General features: G+C 73.2%; 13 protein-coding genes and 1 riboswitch. Of the genes, 8 read left to right on the forward strand and 5 right to left on the reverse strand.

The genetic code is table 11. The features are described from left to right. Positions 1 to 75 precede the first annotated feature (75 nt). Positions 76 to 1,302 carry a M1 aminopeptidase family protein gene (locus ACTEI_RS01010; protein WP_122975909.1) on the forward strand — a complete coding sequence of 409 codons (1,227 nt, stop codon included), beginning with the start codon at positions 76 to 78 and terminating at the stop codon, positions 1,300 to 1,302. On the opposite strand, the gene ACTEI_RS01015 is transcribed toward ACTEI_RS01010, so the two are convergent. The 4 genes from ACTEI_RS01015 to ACTEI_RS01030 all read right to left on the reverse strand — a co-directional run bounded on the left by ACTEI_RS01015 (position 1,277) and on the right by ACTEI_RS01030 (position 8,541). Beyond that, entirely contained in the window at positions 1,277 to 1,918 is a 642-nt protein-coding gene (locus ACTEI_RS01015) for a putative glycolipid-binding domain-containing protein (RefSeq protein WP_122975910.1), read from the reverse strand. The genes ACTEI_RS01010 and ACTEI_RS01015 overlap by 26 nt on opposite strands. Before the next feature lie 791 nt (positions 1,919 to 2,709). Beyond that, complete coding sequence (locus tag ACTEI_RS01020) at positions 2,710 to 4,539, reverse strand: DEAD/DEAH box helicase (protein ID WP_122975911.1); 1,830 nt, start codon at positions 4,537 to 4,539, stop codon at positions 2,710 to 2,712. 270 nt (positions 4,540 to 4,809) lie between these two features. After that, positions 4,810 to 5,454, reverse strand: coding sequence for a hypothetical protein (locus ACTEI_RS01025; protein WP_145830789.1), 645 nt, complete (start codon positions 5,452 to 5,454; stop codon positions 4,810 to 4,812). Positions 5,455 to 6,912: 1,458 nt separating this feature from the next. Continuing rightward, positions 6,913 to 8,541, reverse strand: coding sequence for a C40 family peptidase (locus ACTEI_RS01030; RefSeq protein WP_239082526.1), 1,629 nt, complete (start codon positions 8,539 to 8,541; stop codon positions 6,913 to 6,915). Positions 8,542 to 8,836: 295 nt separating this feature from the next. Between ACTEI_RS01030 and mqnE the strand changes: the two genes are divergently transcribed. From mqnE to fliQ, 7 genes are all read left to right on the forward strand, one after another. Next, complete coding sequence (mqnE, locus tag ACTEI_RS01035; protein ID WP_122975914.1) at positions 8,837 to 10,006, forward strand: aminofutalosine synthase MqnE; 1,170 nt, start codon at positions 8,837 to 8,839, stop codon at positions 10,004 to 10,006. 21 nt (positions 10,007 to 10,027) lie between these two features. Further along, the gene (locus tag ACTEI_RS01040) at positions 10,028 to 10,453 is read left to right on the forward strand and encodes a hypothetical protein (RefSeq protein ID WP_122975915.1); all 426 of its coding nucleotides are present in this window, start codon (positions 10,028 to 10,030) and stop codon (positions 10,451 to 10,453) included. A gap of 12 nt (positions 10,454 to 10,465) precedes the next feature. After that, positions 10,466 to 11,020, forward strand: a complete 555-nt coding sequence (locus ACTEI_RS39120; protein WP_307837893.1) for a DUF4229 domain-containing protein — start codon at positions 10,466 to 10,468, stop codon at positions 11,018 to 11,020. A gap of 380 nt (positions 11,021 to 11,400) precedes the next feature. Then, a riboswitch (cobalamin riboswitch) is annotated at positions 11,401 to 11,459 on the forward strand. A 110-nt stretch (positions 11,460 to 11,569) separates the two neighbouring features. Beyond that, positions 11,570 to 12,505, forward strand: a complete 936-nt coding sequence (locus ACTEI_RS01050; protein WP_122975916.1) for an ABC transporter substrate-binding protein — start codon at positions 11,570 to 11,572, stop codon at positions 12,503 to 12,505. Beyond that, positions 12,502 to 13,545, forward strand: a complete 1,044-nt coding sequence (locus ACTEI_RS01055; RefSeq protein ID WP_122975917.1) for a FecCD family ABC transporter permease — start codon at positions 12,502 to 12,504, stop codon at positions 13,543 to 13,545. Before ACTEI_RS01050 ends, ACTEI_RS01055 begins: the two co-directional genes overlap by 4 nt. Continuing rightward, the gene (locus ACTEI_RS01060; RefSeq protein WP_187645965.1) at positions 13,542 to 14,348 is read left to right on the forward strand and encodes an ABC transporter ATP-binding protein; all 807 of its coding nucleotides are present in this window, start codon (positions 13,542 to 13,544) and stop codon (positions 14,346 to 14,348) included. The genes ACTEI_RS01055 and ACTEI_RS01060 overlap by 4 nt, the downstream gene beginning before the upstream one ends. Positions 14,349 to 14,460: 112 nt before the next feature. Further along, positions 14,461 to 14,730 (forward strand): flagellar biosynthesis protein FliQ, encoded by a 270-nt coding sequence (fliQ, locus tag ACTEI_RS01065; RefSeq protein WP_122975918.1) that lies wholly within the window; start codon positions 14,461 to 14,463, stop codon positions 14,728 to 14,730. Between the two features lie 56 nt (positions 14,731 to 14,786). Here the strand turns inward: fliQ and ACTEI_RS01070 are convergent, their stop codons facing one another. Next, positions 14,787 to 15,548 (reverse strand): VOC family protein, encoded by a 762-nt coding sequence (locus tag ACTEI_RS01070; RefSeq protein ID WP_122975919.1) that lies wholly within the window; start codon positions 15,546 to 15,548, stop codon positions 14,787 to 14,789. Positions 15,549 to 15,792: the final 244 nt, after the last annotated feature.

Here is a 15,792-nt window from a genome sequence, read left to right on the forward strand (position 1 = left end):
GGCCCCTGGTCCGGCCCGGCGCCCGCGCCCCGCCGGACCCGGAAACCCGCCATCCTGGCCGCCCTGGCCGCGATCGTGCTGGCGGCCGCCGCCGGAGCCGCTGTCCGGTGGCCGCACCCCGCCGAGCCCGCGAAGGCCGGCGCCGCCGCGCAGCCGACCCGCCCGCCGACCCCGTTCGCCATCGTCCTCCAGCGGCTGCGGAAGCAGGCGGACGCCCTGGTCTCAGGAGACGAGAAGACCTGGATGTCGCCGGTGGATCCGGCCCGGAAGGCGCTGGTCACCCGATATCGGACGATGTACCGGAACCTGCGCGCGCTACAGATCAGCCACGCCGAAATCCACGCCGACAAGCTGGCGGGGACCACCGCGACCAAGGTGGTGGTGCAGGCCGCGCTCGGCTACTGCCTCTCCGGCGTCGCCTGCCCCGCCTGGCGCGACGACTACGACGAGGGCCCCGCCAAGGCGACCTACCGGCTGACGTTCCAGCAGGTCCGCGGCCAGTGGTCGATCGTCGACCTGAACGACGCGGCCGGCGTGCAGCACAATCATCTGCAACCGGCGCCGTGGGACAACCGGAAGCTGACGTTCGTGACCGGCCGGCGCGTCATCGTGGCCGGGCCGAGCGGTCAGGCCAAGCGGCTCAAGCAGGTGCTGGCGCTGGCCGAGAAGGCCGCCGGGGTGGCCGACCGGTACGCCGGCTACGTGCACAACCCGCAGCCCCGCTACCGCGTCTACGTCGCCGACGAGAAGGGCTGGAAGAACTGGTACGGCGGCATCGACGAGAAATGGGTCATCGGGTACGAGATGCCGCTCAACTCGACCGGCGGCGACGTCATCCTGCGCGCCCGGGGCAGCACCGACCCGCGCCAGCTGGCGGTCACCATCCAGCACGAGCTGGCGCACGTGATCACCCTGGCCGGCGGGCACTGGGAGACCAGCGACGACCAGTGGCTGGTCGAGGGGGTGGCCGAGTACATCGGCGCGCAGCCCCGCGCACCGCAGGAGACCGGGAACCGTGACGTGCTCGCCGCGGTGTTCCGGGAGCGCGGGGTACCGAAGAGCATCGCCGTGCCGCCGCTGCCCGACGACGCGGACGATCTGACGGTGAACACGATCTACGCGATGGGGCATTACGCGACCGCGTGCATGGCCGCCAAGTTCGGTGAGCGCCGGATGCTGAAGTTCACCGACCTGGTGCTGCGCGAAGCCAAGAAGCCGGACGAGGCGGCGCGTACCGCGTACGGCAGATCCTTCGCGTCGGTGGACCGGGCCTGCCTCAGCTGGATCCGGGACCGGGTGTGATCCGCCGCGCCAGCCCCGGATAGTCGATGACGAAGCCGTCGTCGTCGACCGTCAGATCGGCGGCGAAGGTCTCGCTCGCGAACCGCACCCGGTTGTCGCCCAGCGGCGTGTAGATCTGGTCCGCCTGCACCACCTCCAGGCTCGGTACCAGCACCCACGCCACGCTCAGCCGGTGCGAGACGCCGACCTCGCTGTCCAGCAGGCGCAGCCGGTGGATCGGCAGCGTGTTGGTCAGCGGCGACCCACTCACATCCACGTCGAACGCCCCGTACAGCAGGTCCGGGTCCTCGATCCCGGGCAGCCCGGCCCGCGCGTGCCCGGCCGCGACCAGCGCCGCATCGAGATCGCCCTGCTCGGAGGTGGTGACCCGCCAACGCCCGGCGGCCAGTTCCAGCCGCACCCCGCGCGCCCAGCCGGCCCCCTCGGTCCGCACGTCCACCTCCACGGTCACCCAGCCCGGATCCGTCTGGACCTCGTAGTGGCAGGCGAACGCGACCGGCCCGGCCGCCAGCGCGGTGCCCTGCGCGTAGAGCCCGTTCTCCGCGTTCAGGCGCACGTGCTCGCTGCCGGGAACATCCCGGCGTTCCCAGAACAATCCCGCAGACAGAACCGCCATACCGGCAAGCTACCTGCCCGTCCGCGTTCCCGCCCCGCAAGCAAGCCCCGCACCACCCGGCACGGTGGTCCCGGCGGGATCCGCCCGCCCCGCGAGGCCCGGCGCCCTGCGCTGGGCAGACGCGATCCCGGTGAGCCCGGCATCCGTGCACCGTTCCGGCCGCCGCCTGGTCGCCGGGCCCGGCCGTGCGGATCCCGGTGGGCGATACCCACCCGGCTCCAGGCGTCCGCCGCGGCCGTTCCCACAGCCCGGCACAGGCGCCCGCTCCGAGGGCTCGCAGTCGGACCGCGGCGGTTGAGCGCGGCGCCGCGGCGGTTGAGCGCGGCGCCGGTCGAGGTTCGCGGTGCTCGGGCCGTGCGGCTCAGCGCGGCGCGGGCCCGGTTCAAGGTCTGCCGCGGCGGGCGGTGCGCCTCAGCGCGGCGCGGGCCTGGGTGCAGGGTGTGCCGCGGCGGGCCGTACGGCTCAGCGCGGTGCGGGCCCGGGTCCACGGGTGTGCCGCGGTACGGCCGTGCGCCTCGGCGCGGCGCGGGCCCGGGGTCCAGGGGCCTGCCGCGGTCGGGCCGTGGCGGTCGGGCGCGGCGCGGGCCCGGGTCCGGGACGTCGCCGCGGGTCACGCTACGTCCGTTTTCTTCCGGTACGACCTGACCGCCCCACCACGCCCCCAAGCCCCGAGACCACCGCCGCCCTGTGGATAACGTGTGGAAAACCGGAGGCCCCGGCTCGCGGTCAGCGGGCCGGGGCCTCCGGTTCAGTTCGGTGAATCACCGCGGCCGGCCGGGACCGGCAACGGATCAGTGGCTGCGCGCCGGCCGGGTCGGGTTGAAGCGCCCCGGGCCCTCACGGCGGTCCGTGCGCTGCCCGTCACGACGCTGCCCGGAGGGCCGGTCGCCGGTACGCGCCGGCCGATCGCCGAAGTGCCGCTCGCCACCGCCGGCACGCTCGCCCCGCGCCCGGTCGCCGAACGGCCGGTCGGTGCGCGGCCGGTCGCCGAACCGGCGCTCGCCGGTGGCCCCGTGCTCGCCGGACCGCTCGCTGTAACCGCCCCGCTCGCTGTAACCGGACCGCTCCCCGAAGCCGCCACGCTCACGGCCCGGCCGGTCGAAGCCGCCACGCTCGGAACGCTCGCCGTAACCACCGCGCTCACCGGCCGGCCGGTCACCGCGGTAGCCCCCGCGGTCGCCGAAGCGCTCGTTGCGGTCGCCGTACGAACGCTGCGGGCGGTCGCCGTACCGAGGACGGTCACCGCCGAAGCGGCGGCCGCCGCCGGACCGCTCGCGGCGCGGCTCCGGCTCGTCCACCACCGGGACGCCGCTCGGCTCCTGGGCGCCGGTGACCTCGGCCAGCTTCTCGTCGCCGAGACGGACCCGGACCTCGGCCGGCGCGACGCCCGCCTTGGCCATCATCGCCTGGGTGGTGCGGCGCTGCTTGGGCAGCACCAGGGTGACCACCGCGCCGGACTCGCCGGCCCGCGCCGTGCGGCCGGCCCGGTGCAGGTAGTCCTTCGGGTCCTTGGGCGGGTCCACGTGCACGACCAGGGAGATCCCGTCGACGTGGATGCCGCGGGCGGCCACGTCCGTGGCGACCAGGACGTTCGTCCGGCCTTCCTTGAACTCGGCCAGGGTCCGGGTGCGCACCCGCTGGGTCTTGCCGCCGTGCAGGGCGCCGGCCCGCACACCGACCGCCGCAAGCTGCTCGACCAACCGGTCCACGCCCATCTGGGTGCGGGCGAAGACGATGGTCTTGCCGGCCCGGCTGGCGATCGACGCGGTGATCGGGAACTTCTCGGCCGGCGGGATCAGCAGCAGGTGGTGATCCATCGTGGACACGCTGGCCTCGGCCGGTGCGGTCGAGTGGGTCACCGGGTCGTGCATGAACCGCTTGACCAGGGTGTCGACGTCACCGTCCAGGGTGGCCGAGAAGAGCAGGCGCTGCGCGCTCTCCGGGGTCTTCGCGAGCAGCTCGGTGACCTCGGGCAGGAAGCCCATGTCGGCCATCTGGTCGGCCTCGTCCAGCACGGTGATCTCGACGTCGTCGAGCCGGCAGGCGCCACGCTCGATCAGGTCGGCGAGCCGGCCCGGCGTCGCCACGATGACCTCGACGCCACGGCGCAGCGCGTCCATCTGCCGGTCGTACGGAACCCCGCCGACCGCGGTCTTCAGGAAGACGCCGACCGCGCGACCGACCGGCATCAGCGAATCGGCCACCTGCATGGCCAGCTCGCGGGTCGGCACCAGGATCAGGGCCTTGGGGTGGTGCGGACGCGCCTTGCCGCCCTGGGCGGTGCGGGCCAGCACCGGCAGGCCGAAGGCGAGCGTCTTGCCGGAACCGGTCTGGCCACGGCCCAGCACGTCCCGGCCGGCCAGCGCGTCCGGCACGGTCGCGGCCTGGATCTCGAACGGAGTGGTGATGCCCTCACGGTTGAGGACGCGCACGATCTCGGACGGCAGGCCCAGATCGGCGAAGCTGCGGACCGGCTCGGCGGTCTCGGCGGTGACCGGCTCGGCCGTGACGGGGGTCTCGCCGGCGGCGGCCACCGCGACGGGGGCCTCGGTCACCGGCGCTTCGGTGCTGCTGTTGTCGAATACGGACGGGAACGTGCTGGGGTCAGCGAAAGTGGTCAAGAGAACCTCTCTACGGGGGCGCATGCTCGCGAAATGGCCCGCCGCGGTGGTGGTGAACCGCCCGCTGAAATGCCCGCAAGAACGCCCGTGGCGTGCACCGGTGGGGCACGCCGCGTGAATAACTGCCATAAGTGTACGGGTGAACGCTTACCCCACCGACCGCATTCCCGTCGGGTAGTGGGCAGGCTCACCTGAAGAGCACAACCTCGCCAGCTTAGGGCAGGGGTCCCCGGGCGACAATGACCAGGGCGGTGACGAGAGGGCGCCGGATCAGCCCGAGATGCCCTTCAGCATGTCGCTGAAGCTGTCACCGACGGTGAACACGAACACCAGGCTGACCGTCACCAGCAGGCCCAGCACGATCAGCATGGCCAGCACCACCTTGAAGTTGCCGCGGCGCTGCTCGATCGGCGCGTCGTGCCAGCCCTGGGCCAGGATGTGCCCGGTCAGCGAGCCGGAGTTCTCCACCGGGTTGCTCACCGGCATGGTCATGTCGATCGACGGGTAGCCGCCGGTGCCGTACAGCGTGCCGGGCGCGATCTGTCCGGAGTGGCCGCGCTGGCCCGGCACGGTCTGCTGGGGCGGCGTCACGACGTTCACCGGCATCGTCGCGTCGATGTTGGATGTGTGCAGGTTCACCGGCATGGTCATGTCGCCGCTGCCCGGCGCCGTCATGCTGACCGGCATGGTCATGTCGCCGCTGCTCGGCGCCGTCATCGTGACCGGCATGGTCATGTCGCTGTGGTCGGAGGTGGCCACCGGCATGGTGCGGTCGCCGGAATTCGCGGCGGCGGCCGACAGGGGCATGGTCAGGTCGGGGTTCGGGGCGGTGGTTCCGGCGGCCGCGAGGTTGACCGGCTGGGTCATGTCGCTGTTTCCCGGGGCGGGTGGGAAACCGGGGGTGCCGTAGGACATGGGCGGAAGGACTCCCGTCGGGCCGCCGCCCTCCGGCGGCATCGTGTACGAGGGCAGGCCGTTCCCGATCACCGGGGGCGGCGGGAACACCGGACTCGGTCCGGGTGGTGCGGGCACCGGACTCGGTCCGGGCGGACCGGGGACCGGGCTCGGCGCCGGTCCGGGCGGGACCGGGGACGGTCCGGGCCCGGGCGGGACCGGGCTGGGCGCCGGCATCGGCGGGACCGGCGAGGGGCCGGGACCGGGCGGAACGGGGCTCGGCGGGTACGGATCGGGCGCGGGCGGAACGGGCGCCGGCCGTGGCTCGGGCTCCGGCGTGGGGAAGGGGCTCGGCTGCGGACCCGGGATCGGGCCGGGAGGCGGCTTGATCGGCTCCGGGCGCGCCGGTACAGGCTCGACCGGGCCGGGGTGCACCGGCTCCGGAGGCGTCGGCCCAGGCTCCGGACGGGCCGGGATGGGCTCAGCCGGCTTCGGCTCGCCGGGTTTCGGTTCAGCCGGTTTCGGCTCGGCGGGGCGTGGGGGAGCCGGGACCGGGCGCGGCTCGCTCGGTCGGGGCTCGTCCGGCTCGGGGCCGCCCGGCTGCGGTTCGGATGGCCGCGGTTCGCCCGGTGTGGGGTCGCCGGGTTCCGGGTTGGTCGGTTGCGGGTCGCCGGGTTCCGGGTTGGTCGGTTGCGGGTCGCCGGGTTCCGGGTCGGTCGGCTCGGGTTCGCCGGGTTCCGGCCTGGCAGGTTCCGGGGCGGCAGGTTCCGGTCCGGCGGGCGTCGGATCCCCGGCCTTAGGGCTCGCCGGGCCGGCCGGCTCAACAGCCGGCTCACCGAGTCGCGGCCCGGCGGTGCCGGTTGCGGGAGCCGCGGAGACCGGGGCGGTGCCGGTCGCGGAGACCGGGGCGGTGGCGGGAGCTGCGGAGACCGGGGCGGTGCCGGTGGCGGGAGCCGCGGGGACCGGGGCGGTGCCGGTTGCGGAGACCGGGGCGGTGGCGGGAGCTGCGGAGACCGGGGCGGTGCCGGTGGCGGGAGCTGCGGAGACCGGGGCGGTGCCGGTCGCGGGCGCGGCGGGAACCGGGGTGGACGCGGAGACCGCGCCGGGTTTCGGGGCGGTGGCCGCCCACAGCGGGCCCGGCGCGGGGGGTGGTGGCGGCATGAAGCCGCCGGTCCGGTCGGCGGGCGGCTGGGCGGGCGACGGCGTGGAACTCGCGCCGTCCCTGGTCGCCTGCTGCTCGTCCATGGGTCCTCCCGACCGCGGGGCTGCCGACGGTTTTCGGACGTCGGTCGCTGACCTTAACCGTGCCACATCAGTCGGTGTGAACGCACCCTGCATCGACCCGACCAACCCTACGACTAATCGGCCGAAGGGACGATGAGCAGTTCGAACGTTTGCGAATGCCTTGTCGCGTGATTTCCGGACCCGTTCCCGTCCCGTGGGCCGCGGCGGCGATCCACGAGACGGGTTCCGATCCGTTTACCCGGCGGACGAGGTGGAGGTCGAGGCCGCCGTGGACGACTTCGTCGACTCGGCGGTCTTCGTCGGCTCGGTCGTCTTGGCCGGCTCGGTCGTCTTGGCCGGCTCGGTCGTCTTCGTGGCCACCGCCGAGGACTGTGTGGCCGAAGCGGACGAACTCGACTCGGCCGGCGACTGCGGGGTCTGCGACGAACTCGGCTCCGGGGCCGGCGACGTGCTCGACGAGGTGCTGGGCGCCGGGGTCGTGGCCGGCGTGCTCGGCTGGGTCGGTGTGGACGGACCGGTGCCGGGGCTGGACGAGCCAGGGTTGGACGGCTTGGTGGTCGTACCGGAGGGCTTCGGCGTCTTGGTCGTGGTGGACGGCTTCGGCGTCTTGGTGGTGGCCGACGGCTTGGGCGAGGCCGTCCGGGTCGGGGTGGTGGTCACCGGTTCCTCCGGGTCGGGCGAGCCGAGAGGCACGTCGCTCACCCCGCCCTCGACCGCGCCGAACACGCGGGTGGCCTGGAAGAGGCGGCTCCACCGGACCGGGACGAGGCGGACGTTCAGGCCGGTGCGCGGGGCCTCGACCATCATGCCGTCGCCGGCGTACATGGCCACGTGGTGGATGCCGGTCCAGCTGTTGGAGTAGCTGAAGAACAGCAGGTCGCCGGGGAGCAGGGAGTAGCGGTCGACCACCTTGTTCCGGGTCTGCCAGTACTGGTCGCGGGAGACGCGGACCAGCGGGAAGCCGGCCTCGTGGTACGCCGCCCACATCAGGCCGGAGCAGTCGTACGCGTCCGGGCCCTCCTCGGACCAGACGTACGGGTCGCCGCGCTGGGCCAGTGCGAACTGCAGGGCCCGGACGGCCCGCGGGTCGGCGCCCCGGCCGGCCGTGCTGCCCGCCAGGTATCCCGCGCCGAGTGCCTGGTCGGTCGCGGTCGCGGACGCCTCGGCGGCGTTCAGCTCGTCGCGGTGGGCGTCCTCCAGCTTCTGCTGGGCCGCCTGCTTCTGGACCAGCTGCGCGTTCAGCCTGGTGTACTGCCCGACCAGCTGCTGGTGCTTCCGGGTGGCGGTGGTCTGCTCGTCGAGCGCGATCTGTGCGGCGATCTGCGCGGCCTCCAGGCGGCGGGCCGCGGCGTCGTCGGTCGGGGTCTCGCCGCGCTCCAGGCGGGCGAGCTGGTCGAGACCGATCAGGCCGGAGTCGAGGGCGCCCGGTGGAACCGCGGCGGCCTGCTGCATCGCCAGGTCGGCGGCGGCCACCGCGTCGGTCTGCGCCTGGCCGAGAGCGGCCTGCGCGTCGATCACCCGCTGCTGGGCGGCGGCGACCTGCGCCTGCGCGAGGTCGCGGTCGGCCTTCACCGTGAGCAGCTGGTCGCCGAGCTGGTCGACCGCCAGCCGGCCCTTCTCGATCTGCTGCAGGACCGGGTTGGTGGCGGAGCCCGGGATGGTGCTGGTCGTGGTGGTGGCGATCGGCGTGTTGGGCAGCACGAGGGCGCCCAGCGCCGTCGGGCGTGACCCGGAGTCCGGCACGCCGGCGGTGACGACCTGACCGTCACCGGGCGCCGCCATGGCCGGGATCGGCTGGAACAGTGCCGCCAGTGCCGCCGCGACAGCCGCCGAATAGAGAACCGGGCGAAGTCGCGTCTGCACGGAGCGTGAGGTACCGGATCCGTTTCGCAGTGCCTTCGACATGAGCTCCCCGTCCGCGCCGGTCGCCGACCGCCGCTAGTCATTCTCAAAGGTTCATACCCCAGGCGGAGCACCGCTGTCGATCGAAAGAAGATGAAAGGACCCTGAGAATTTCTCAACTTGCCGATGAGGTGCGTCGTCGCGGCTGGCCGAGGTGGGCGCCGGTCGGTGCGGCGTGACACCACCCCGCCCGTCGCCGTGCCGGTTGTCGGACCGGGCACGTACCCTCGACCGCGACGACGGGAAAGGGGCGCGCATGGATGCCGGACTGAAGCGTGAGCTCGAGGCGAAGGTCTACGCCGGTGAGCGGCTCAGCCGCGCGGACGGCATCGCGCTCTACGAGAGCGACGACCTGGCCTGGCTCGGCCGGCTGGCCCACCACCGGCGCACCGAGCTCAACGGTGACCGGGTGATGTTCAACGTCAACCGGCACCTGAACCTCACCAACGTCTGCTCGGCCAGTTGTGCGTACTGCTCCTTCCAGCGCAAGCCGGGGGAGAAGGACGCCTACACGATGCGCATCGACGAGGCCGTCCGCAAGGCCAAGGAGATGGAGGACGAGCAGCTCACCGAGCTGCACATCGTCAACGGCCTGCACCCGTCGCTGCCCTGGCGCTACTACCCCAAGGTGCTGCGCGAGCTGAAGGCGGCGCTGCCGAACGTCAAGCTCAAGTGCTTCACAGCCACCGAGGTGCAGTGGTTCGAGAAGATCAGCGGCCGTTCCGCCAGCGAGATCCTCGACGAGCTGATGGACGCCGGGCTGGAGTCGCTGACCGGCGGCGGCGCCGAGATCTTCGACTGGGAGGTCCGGCAGCACATCGTCGACCACGACTGCCACTGGGAGGACTGGTCGCGGATCCACCGGCTGGCCCACCAGAAGGGCATGAAGACGCCGGCCACCATGCTCTACGGGCACATCGAGGAGCCCCGGCACCGGGTCGATCACGTGCTGCGACTGCGTGAGCTGCAGGACGAGACCGGTGGCTTCGCGGTCTTCATCCCGCTGCGCTACCAGCACGACTTCGTCGACTCGCAGGACGGCAAGATCCGTAACCGGATCCAGGAGCGCACCACGATGGCCGCGCCGGCCGAGTCGCTCAAGACGTTCGCGGTCTCCCGGCTGCTGTTCGACAACGTGCCGCACGTCAAGTGCTTCTGGGTCATGCACGGGCTGTCGGTCGCCCAGCTCTCGCTCAACTTCGGCGCCGACGACCTGGACGGCTCGGTCGTGGAATACAAGATCACCCACGACGCCGACTCGTACGGCACGCCGAGCACCATGCACCGTGACGACCTGCTGGAGCTGATCTGGGACGCCGGTTTCCAGCCGGTCGAGCGCAACACCCGTTACGAGGTCGTCCGGGAGTACGACCGCGCCCCGAGTCTGGCGCAGCGGCGCAGCGAGCCGCAGAAGGTCTGGGCCTGAGGTGCGGCCTAGGCTGTTCTGATGAGCCAGCAGCGGAGCACGGGCGGTCTGCGGCGCGATCCGGGACCGGTGGCGACCGTCGGTGACCTGCTCGGCGCCGCGTTCGCCGGCCTGGTCGTCGGGATCGCGGTGGTCCTGGTGCTGGAGGGGATCCTGGCCCTGACCGGGATCGCCGACTTCGGCCGGACGAACGGCTGGCTGATCGTGATCCTGCCGGTCTGGCTGTTCGTCGAGCAGTTCCGGGCCGCGGGCTACGGCGCGGACCGGGTCATCGTGGCGCTGCTGGGCATCGGGTTCGGGACCGCTCTCGGGATGACCGTCGCCGGTCTGCTAGCGCCGTACACCCCGCCCCTGGTCAGCGGCGGCGCCGGAGCCGTGACCGGTACGGTCGTGTACTGCTTCGTCTGGTTCTACGGCCTCCGCTGGCTCCGCCGGCGGTCGGGCTGAGGGAGAGAAATCATGAGTCCCGCCGTCAAGTACACCCTCGGCCGGTTCGGCCTGTTCGTGGTGGTCTTCGCCGCGCTGTTCCCGCTGCCGTTGAACATCCTGGTCAAGGCGATGATCGCGTTCGTCGCCTCGGCCGGTTTCGCGTTCTTCCTGCTGCGCAGGTGGCGTGACGAGATGGCGGAGCAGCTCGGTTCGGTGGCGCAGCGGCGGTCGGCGGAGAAGGCGCGCCTGCGCTCCGCCCTCGCCGGTGACGACGCCGCCGCGGCGGCCGGTGACCGGGTCGTCGCCGCCGAAGCCGGCGACAGCGCCGCCGCGAGCGCGGCCACCGGCAGCGCGGACAGCGGCAGCGCAGCCACCGGCAGCGCGGCCACCCGCAACGCGGACAGCGGCAGTGCGGACGGCGGCAGCGCAGACAGCGGTAGCGCGGACAGCGGCAGCGCGGACAGCGGCAGCACGGCCACCCGCAGCACGGATAGCGGCAGCACGGCCACCCGCAGCGCGGCCACCGGCGAGGCGGCTGCCGCGGGCGACCCGGCGACCGAGAAGAAGAGCGAAGCGGGCAGGTAGCCGCGGGACCGGCGCGCCACGGTGCGCGGTGGCGGCCGGAGGACCTCGGCGGCGCCGGAGTTCAGGCGGTGTCGGCCGAGTCCGGTCACATCGCGCGGCGCCGTGACCGGCTGACCGGCGGTGTCCAGGGCCCAAATACACCTCTGCGCGCCGATCGGCGGACCGCCGGCCGGCGGCGGTCCCGGCGGATCGGCTACCGCGCCGCCCGGAAGAGCCCTGACCAGCACGGACGCGGTCGGCCCGGACCCGCCCGCGGGGCCGGAGCGGGCCCCGGCGGGCGGTCGTGGAACGGCGGGGGTGTCCGAGCTTACGGAACCGCGCCGTCCGGCGGCGGCCCGCTTCGCGGTGGGTTAGCGTTTCCGGGACCGCGCCACAGCGAAGCCGGTGCGAATCCGGCGCTGTCCCGCAACTGTGATCCCTCCGCGCGAGGTTAGCCAGGTCGCCTGGGGCGTCGGTCGCGAACCAGCGCTCCCGGGGAGGGGCGTCTCGCGGGCGGCGGCCACCGGCCCTGTCGGCGATTCACCATGCCCGGCCGACAGGAGGATCCCGATGAAACGCGCGTTTCTCGCCGCCGCGACGGCGGCCGCCCTGCTACTCACCGGCTGCGGTGACCAGGCGGGCGACAACTCGAACAGCGGGGCCGGCGCACCCAGCGCGACAGCCGCCGGCTATCCGGTCACGGTCGGCACGCTGACCCTGGACAGCCGTCCTGAGAAGATCGTCTCGCTGAGCCCGACCGCCACCGAGATGCTCTTCGCGATCGGCGCCGGCTCCCAGGTGACCGCGGTCGACGACCAGTCGGACTATCCGGCCGAGGCCCCGAAGAGCGACCTCTCCGGCTTCAAACCGAAGGCCGAGGCGATCGCCGCCAAGGATCCGGACCTGGTGGTGCTCGCCAACGACATCGACCAGATCGTCGCCCAGCTCGGCGAACTCAAGATCCCGGTGTTCCAGGTGCCGGCGGCGCGGAGCCTGCAGGAGACCTACAAGGAGATCGGCGAGCTGGGCACGCTGACCGGCCACGCCGGCGAGGCGGAGGCGGTCAACCAGCGGATGAGGGCCGACATCGATCAGATCGTGAAGGCGGTCCCGGCGCGCGGCAAGCCGCTCAGCTACTACTACGAGCTCAGCCCGGAGCTGTACTCCGCGACGTCGAAGACCTTCATCGGCGGGGTGTTCGACCTGTTCCGGATGACCAACGTCGCGGACCCCGCGGACGCCGACGGCAGCACCGGCGGGTACCCCCAGCTCTCCGCGGAAGCGCTGGTCGAGGCGAACCCGGACACGATCTTCCTGGCCGACACCGAGTGCTGCCAGCAGTCCGTCGCGACGGTCGAGGCGCGCAAGGGCTGGTCCTCGATCACGGCGGTGCGCTCGGGGCAGATCTACCCGCTCGACGACGACATCGCGTCGCGCTGGGGACCCCGTACCGTTGATCTCGTGCGGGCGGTCGCCGACGCGGTGCGCAAGGTTCCGGCCTCATGAGGCCGGCCGGGCTGCGCCCGGCCTGGCTGGCGTCCGGCGTGCTGGCCGTGCTGGTCGCGGTCATCGCCGGCCTCGCCTTCGGCTCGGTCTCGCTGCCGCCCGGCGGCGTCGCGGTCGAGCTGCTCAACCTGATTCCCGGGGTACGCCTGGACAGCGGCCTCACCGAGCGGGACGTCGCCATCCTGACCCAGCTGCGGCTGCCCCGGGTGGTGCTCGGCCTGCTGGTCGGCGCGATGCTGGCCCTGGCCGGCGCCGCGTACCAGGGCGCTTTCCGCAATCCGCTGGCCGACCCGCACCTGCTCGGCGTGGCCGCCGGAGCCGGACTGGGCGTGACCGCGGTGATCGTGCTGCGGCCGGCCGCCGACGCCACGGCGGGACTGCCGATCGGAGTGCCGGCGGCCGCGTTCGCCGGCGGCCTGATCGCGGTGACCCTGACCTGGGTGCTGGGCGCGGCCGGTGGGCGTGACCGGTCACCGGCGGCACTGGTCCTGGCCGGGGTGGCGGTCTCCGCGTTCCTCTCCGCGGTGCAGACGTACCTGCTGCAGCGGCACGTCGAGTCGCTGCGCGAGGTGTACTCCTGGCTGCTCGGCCGGCTGGCCACCGCGGGCTGGCACGACGTGCTGGTGGTGCTGCCGTACACGGTGGTGACCGCGGCGATCGTGCTCGCCCAGCGGCGCCAGCTGGACGTGCTCACCGTCGGCGACGAGGAGGCGTCCAGTCTCGGCCTGCACCCCCGGCGCAGCCGCTACGTGTTGATTGTGGCGGCGTCGCTGGGCACCGCCGCGGCCGTCTCGGTCTCCGGCCTGATCGGCTTCGTCGGCATCATCGTTCCGCACACGCTGCGGTTGCTGAGCGGGCCCGGCCATCGCTCGCTGGTGCCGTTGTCGCTGCTGTTCGGCGCGGCGTTCCTGACCCTGACCGACCTTCTCGCCCGGGTCGCCGGCGGCGCGGCGGAGATCCCGATCGGGGTGGTCACGGCGTTCCTCGGCGCGCCTTTCTTCGTCCTGGTGCTGCGCACCAGCCGTTCGGCGCCGACGTGACCGCCGGCCCGGGAAGCGGCGCGGCCACGGATCCCCCGGCCATCACGGTCGGTGGCCTGACCGTACGGCTCGACGGCGCCCTGATCGTCGACCGGGTTCACCTCGATGTGGCCGAGGGCGAGTGGGTCACCGTGATCGGCCCGAACGGGGCCGGCAAGTCGACCGCCCTGCGCGCCGTGGCCGGCCTGCTCCCGTTCCGCGGCACGGTGCGCCTGCACGGCCGGCCGGTGGAGGCGCTGCACCGCCGGGAGCGGGCCAGAGCGGTCGCGGTGGTCGTGCAGAACCCGGTCGTCCCGCCCGCGATGAGCGTCTACGACTACGTGCTGCTCGGCCGTACGCCGTACATCGCACCACTGGGCCGGGAGTCGGCCGCCGACCTCGCCGCGGTCGAGGAGGAGCTCGCCGCGCTCGACCTGACGCCGTTCGCCCACCGCCGGCTGGACACGCTCTCCGGCGGTGAGCGGCAGCGCGTGTTCCTGGCCCGGGCACTCGCCCAGGGCGCCCGGATCCTGCTGCTGGACGAGCCGACCAGCGCCCTCGACATCGGCCACCAGCAGGAGGTTCTGGAACTGGTCGACCGGCTGCGCGCCGAGCGGGGCCTGACCGTGCTGGCCACCATGCACGACCTGTCGACCGCCGGCGAGTACGCGGATCGGATGGTGCTGATGGCGGGCGGCCGGGTGGTCGCGGCCGGGGTGCCCGCCGACGTGCTCACCGAGGCGAACCTGGCCGAGCACTACCGCGTGCGGGTCCGGGTGATCCCCGGCGACCGCGGTCCGCTGGTCGTCGCCGTGCGCGCCTGAGGCGCGGCGCTGCCGCGGGCCACTTGAGGTTTCCGGCGGCGCGAACCGAACGGCAACCGGGAGGTGACCGGTCGGCACTCCGCGGGCCGCCCGGCCGCCCGAACTGGGGGGCATGACCGACACGATGGTGGTTGAGCTGGGACTGCAGGCGATGAGCATCGCGGCGAAGATGTCCGCTCCGGTGCTGCTGACGGCCCTCGCGATCGGTTTCGCGATCTCGCTGTTCCAGTCGGTGACGCAGATCCAGGAGGCGACGCTGTCGTTCGTGCCGAAGGCGGTCGCGATCGGGGCGGTGCTGCTGTTCACCGGCAACTGGATGCTGCACGAGATGCTCACCTACACCGAGCAGCTGTTCGAGCGGGTCCCCGACCTGCTGCGCTGATCCAGCCCAGAACTGATCTCGACAAGGGGCCGCCCGGTGGGGCGGCCCCTTCGCCGTCAGCGGCGTCCGGCGAGGATCGCGAACGTCGCGCCCTGCGGATCCTCCAGCACCGCGTACCGTCCGATGGAGATCGTCGTCGGCGGGTTGACGAGCCGGGCGCCCAGCGCGAACGCGTGCTCGGCCGCCACGTCACAGTCCCCGACCGCGAAGTACACCAGCCAGTACGGCGGCACGTCGTCGGCCCACCCCTCGCCAATCATCGGCTGGATCCCGGCGACCGGGTGCCGCAGGTTGTCGCAGAGCAGGTACGGCAGGCCGCCCACCTGCGCCTCCCGGAACTCCCAGCCGAACACCGACCCGTAGAAGGTCCGCGCCCGGTCGACGTCCCGGGTGTTCAGCTCGGTCCAGGTGAGCGCCCCGGGCACGTCGAACACCCCGGCGCCGGGCATCATCCCGGCCTGCCAGACGCTGAACGGCGCGCCGGACGGGTCGAGGAACGCCGCCATCCGGCCCTGATCCATCACGTCGAACGGCGGGACCAGCACCTTCCCGCCCGCCGCGGCCACCCGACCGGCGACCGCGTCGGCGCCGCCGGTAGCGATGTACGTGCTCCAGGCGGTCGGCTGCCCCTCGCCGAACAGCGGCCCCGCGCCGGCCACCGGGAGATCGTTGAGCGAGAAGGTGGTGTACCCCCCGAAGTCGTCGCCGGACACCTCGGCGGTCCAGCCGAACAGCGCCGTGTAGAACCGGATCGCGTCGCCGAGATCGGCCGTGGCCAGGTCCACCCAGTTCGGCACGCCGGGCGAGGGAACCGTCATAGCCGCATGTTCGCATCCGGACACCAGCGCCGGCATGAAAGTGTCGGTCTTCCGGCCGAACCGCGAGCGGCGCGCCCGCGTCCACCCGGGGAGATCGAGCCGCGACGGAACGGGCCGCCGGCGACCACGGAGCGGTTGTCCACAGCTAGCGGTCCCGGGCTGTGGATAACGCTCCGGCCGACCGGCGTGGACCCGGTCCTCGCCGGATCACCGCGTCGGCCGGCGTGACCGGGACGCCGCGCGG

It is taken from the genome of Actinoplanes teichomyceticus ATCC 31121 (assembly GCF_003711105.1).
GTDB lineage: Bacteria > Actinomycetota > Actinomycetes > Mycobacteriales > Micromonosporaceae > Actinoplanes > Actinoplanes teichomyceticus.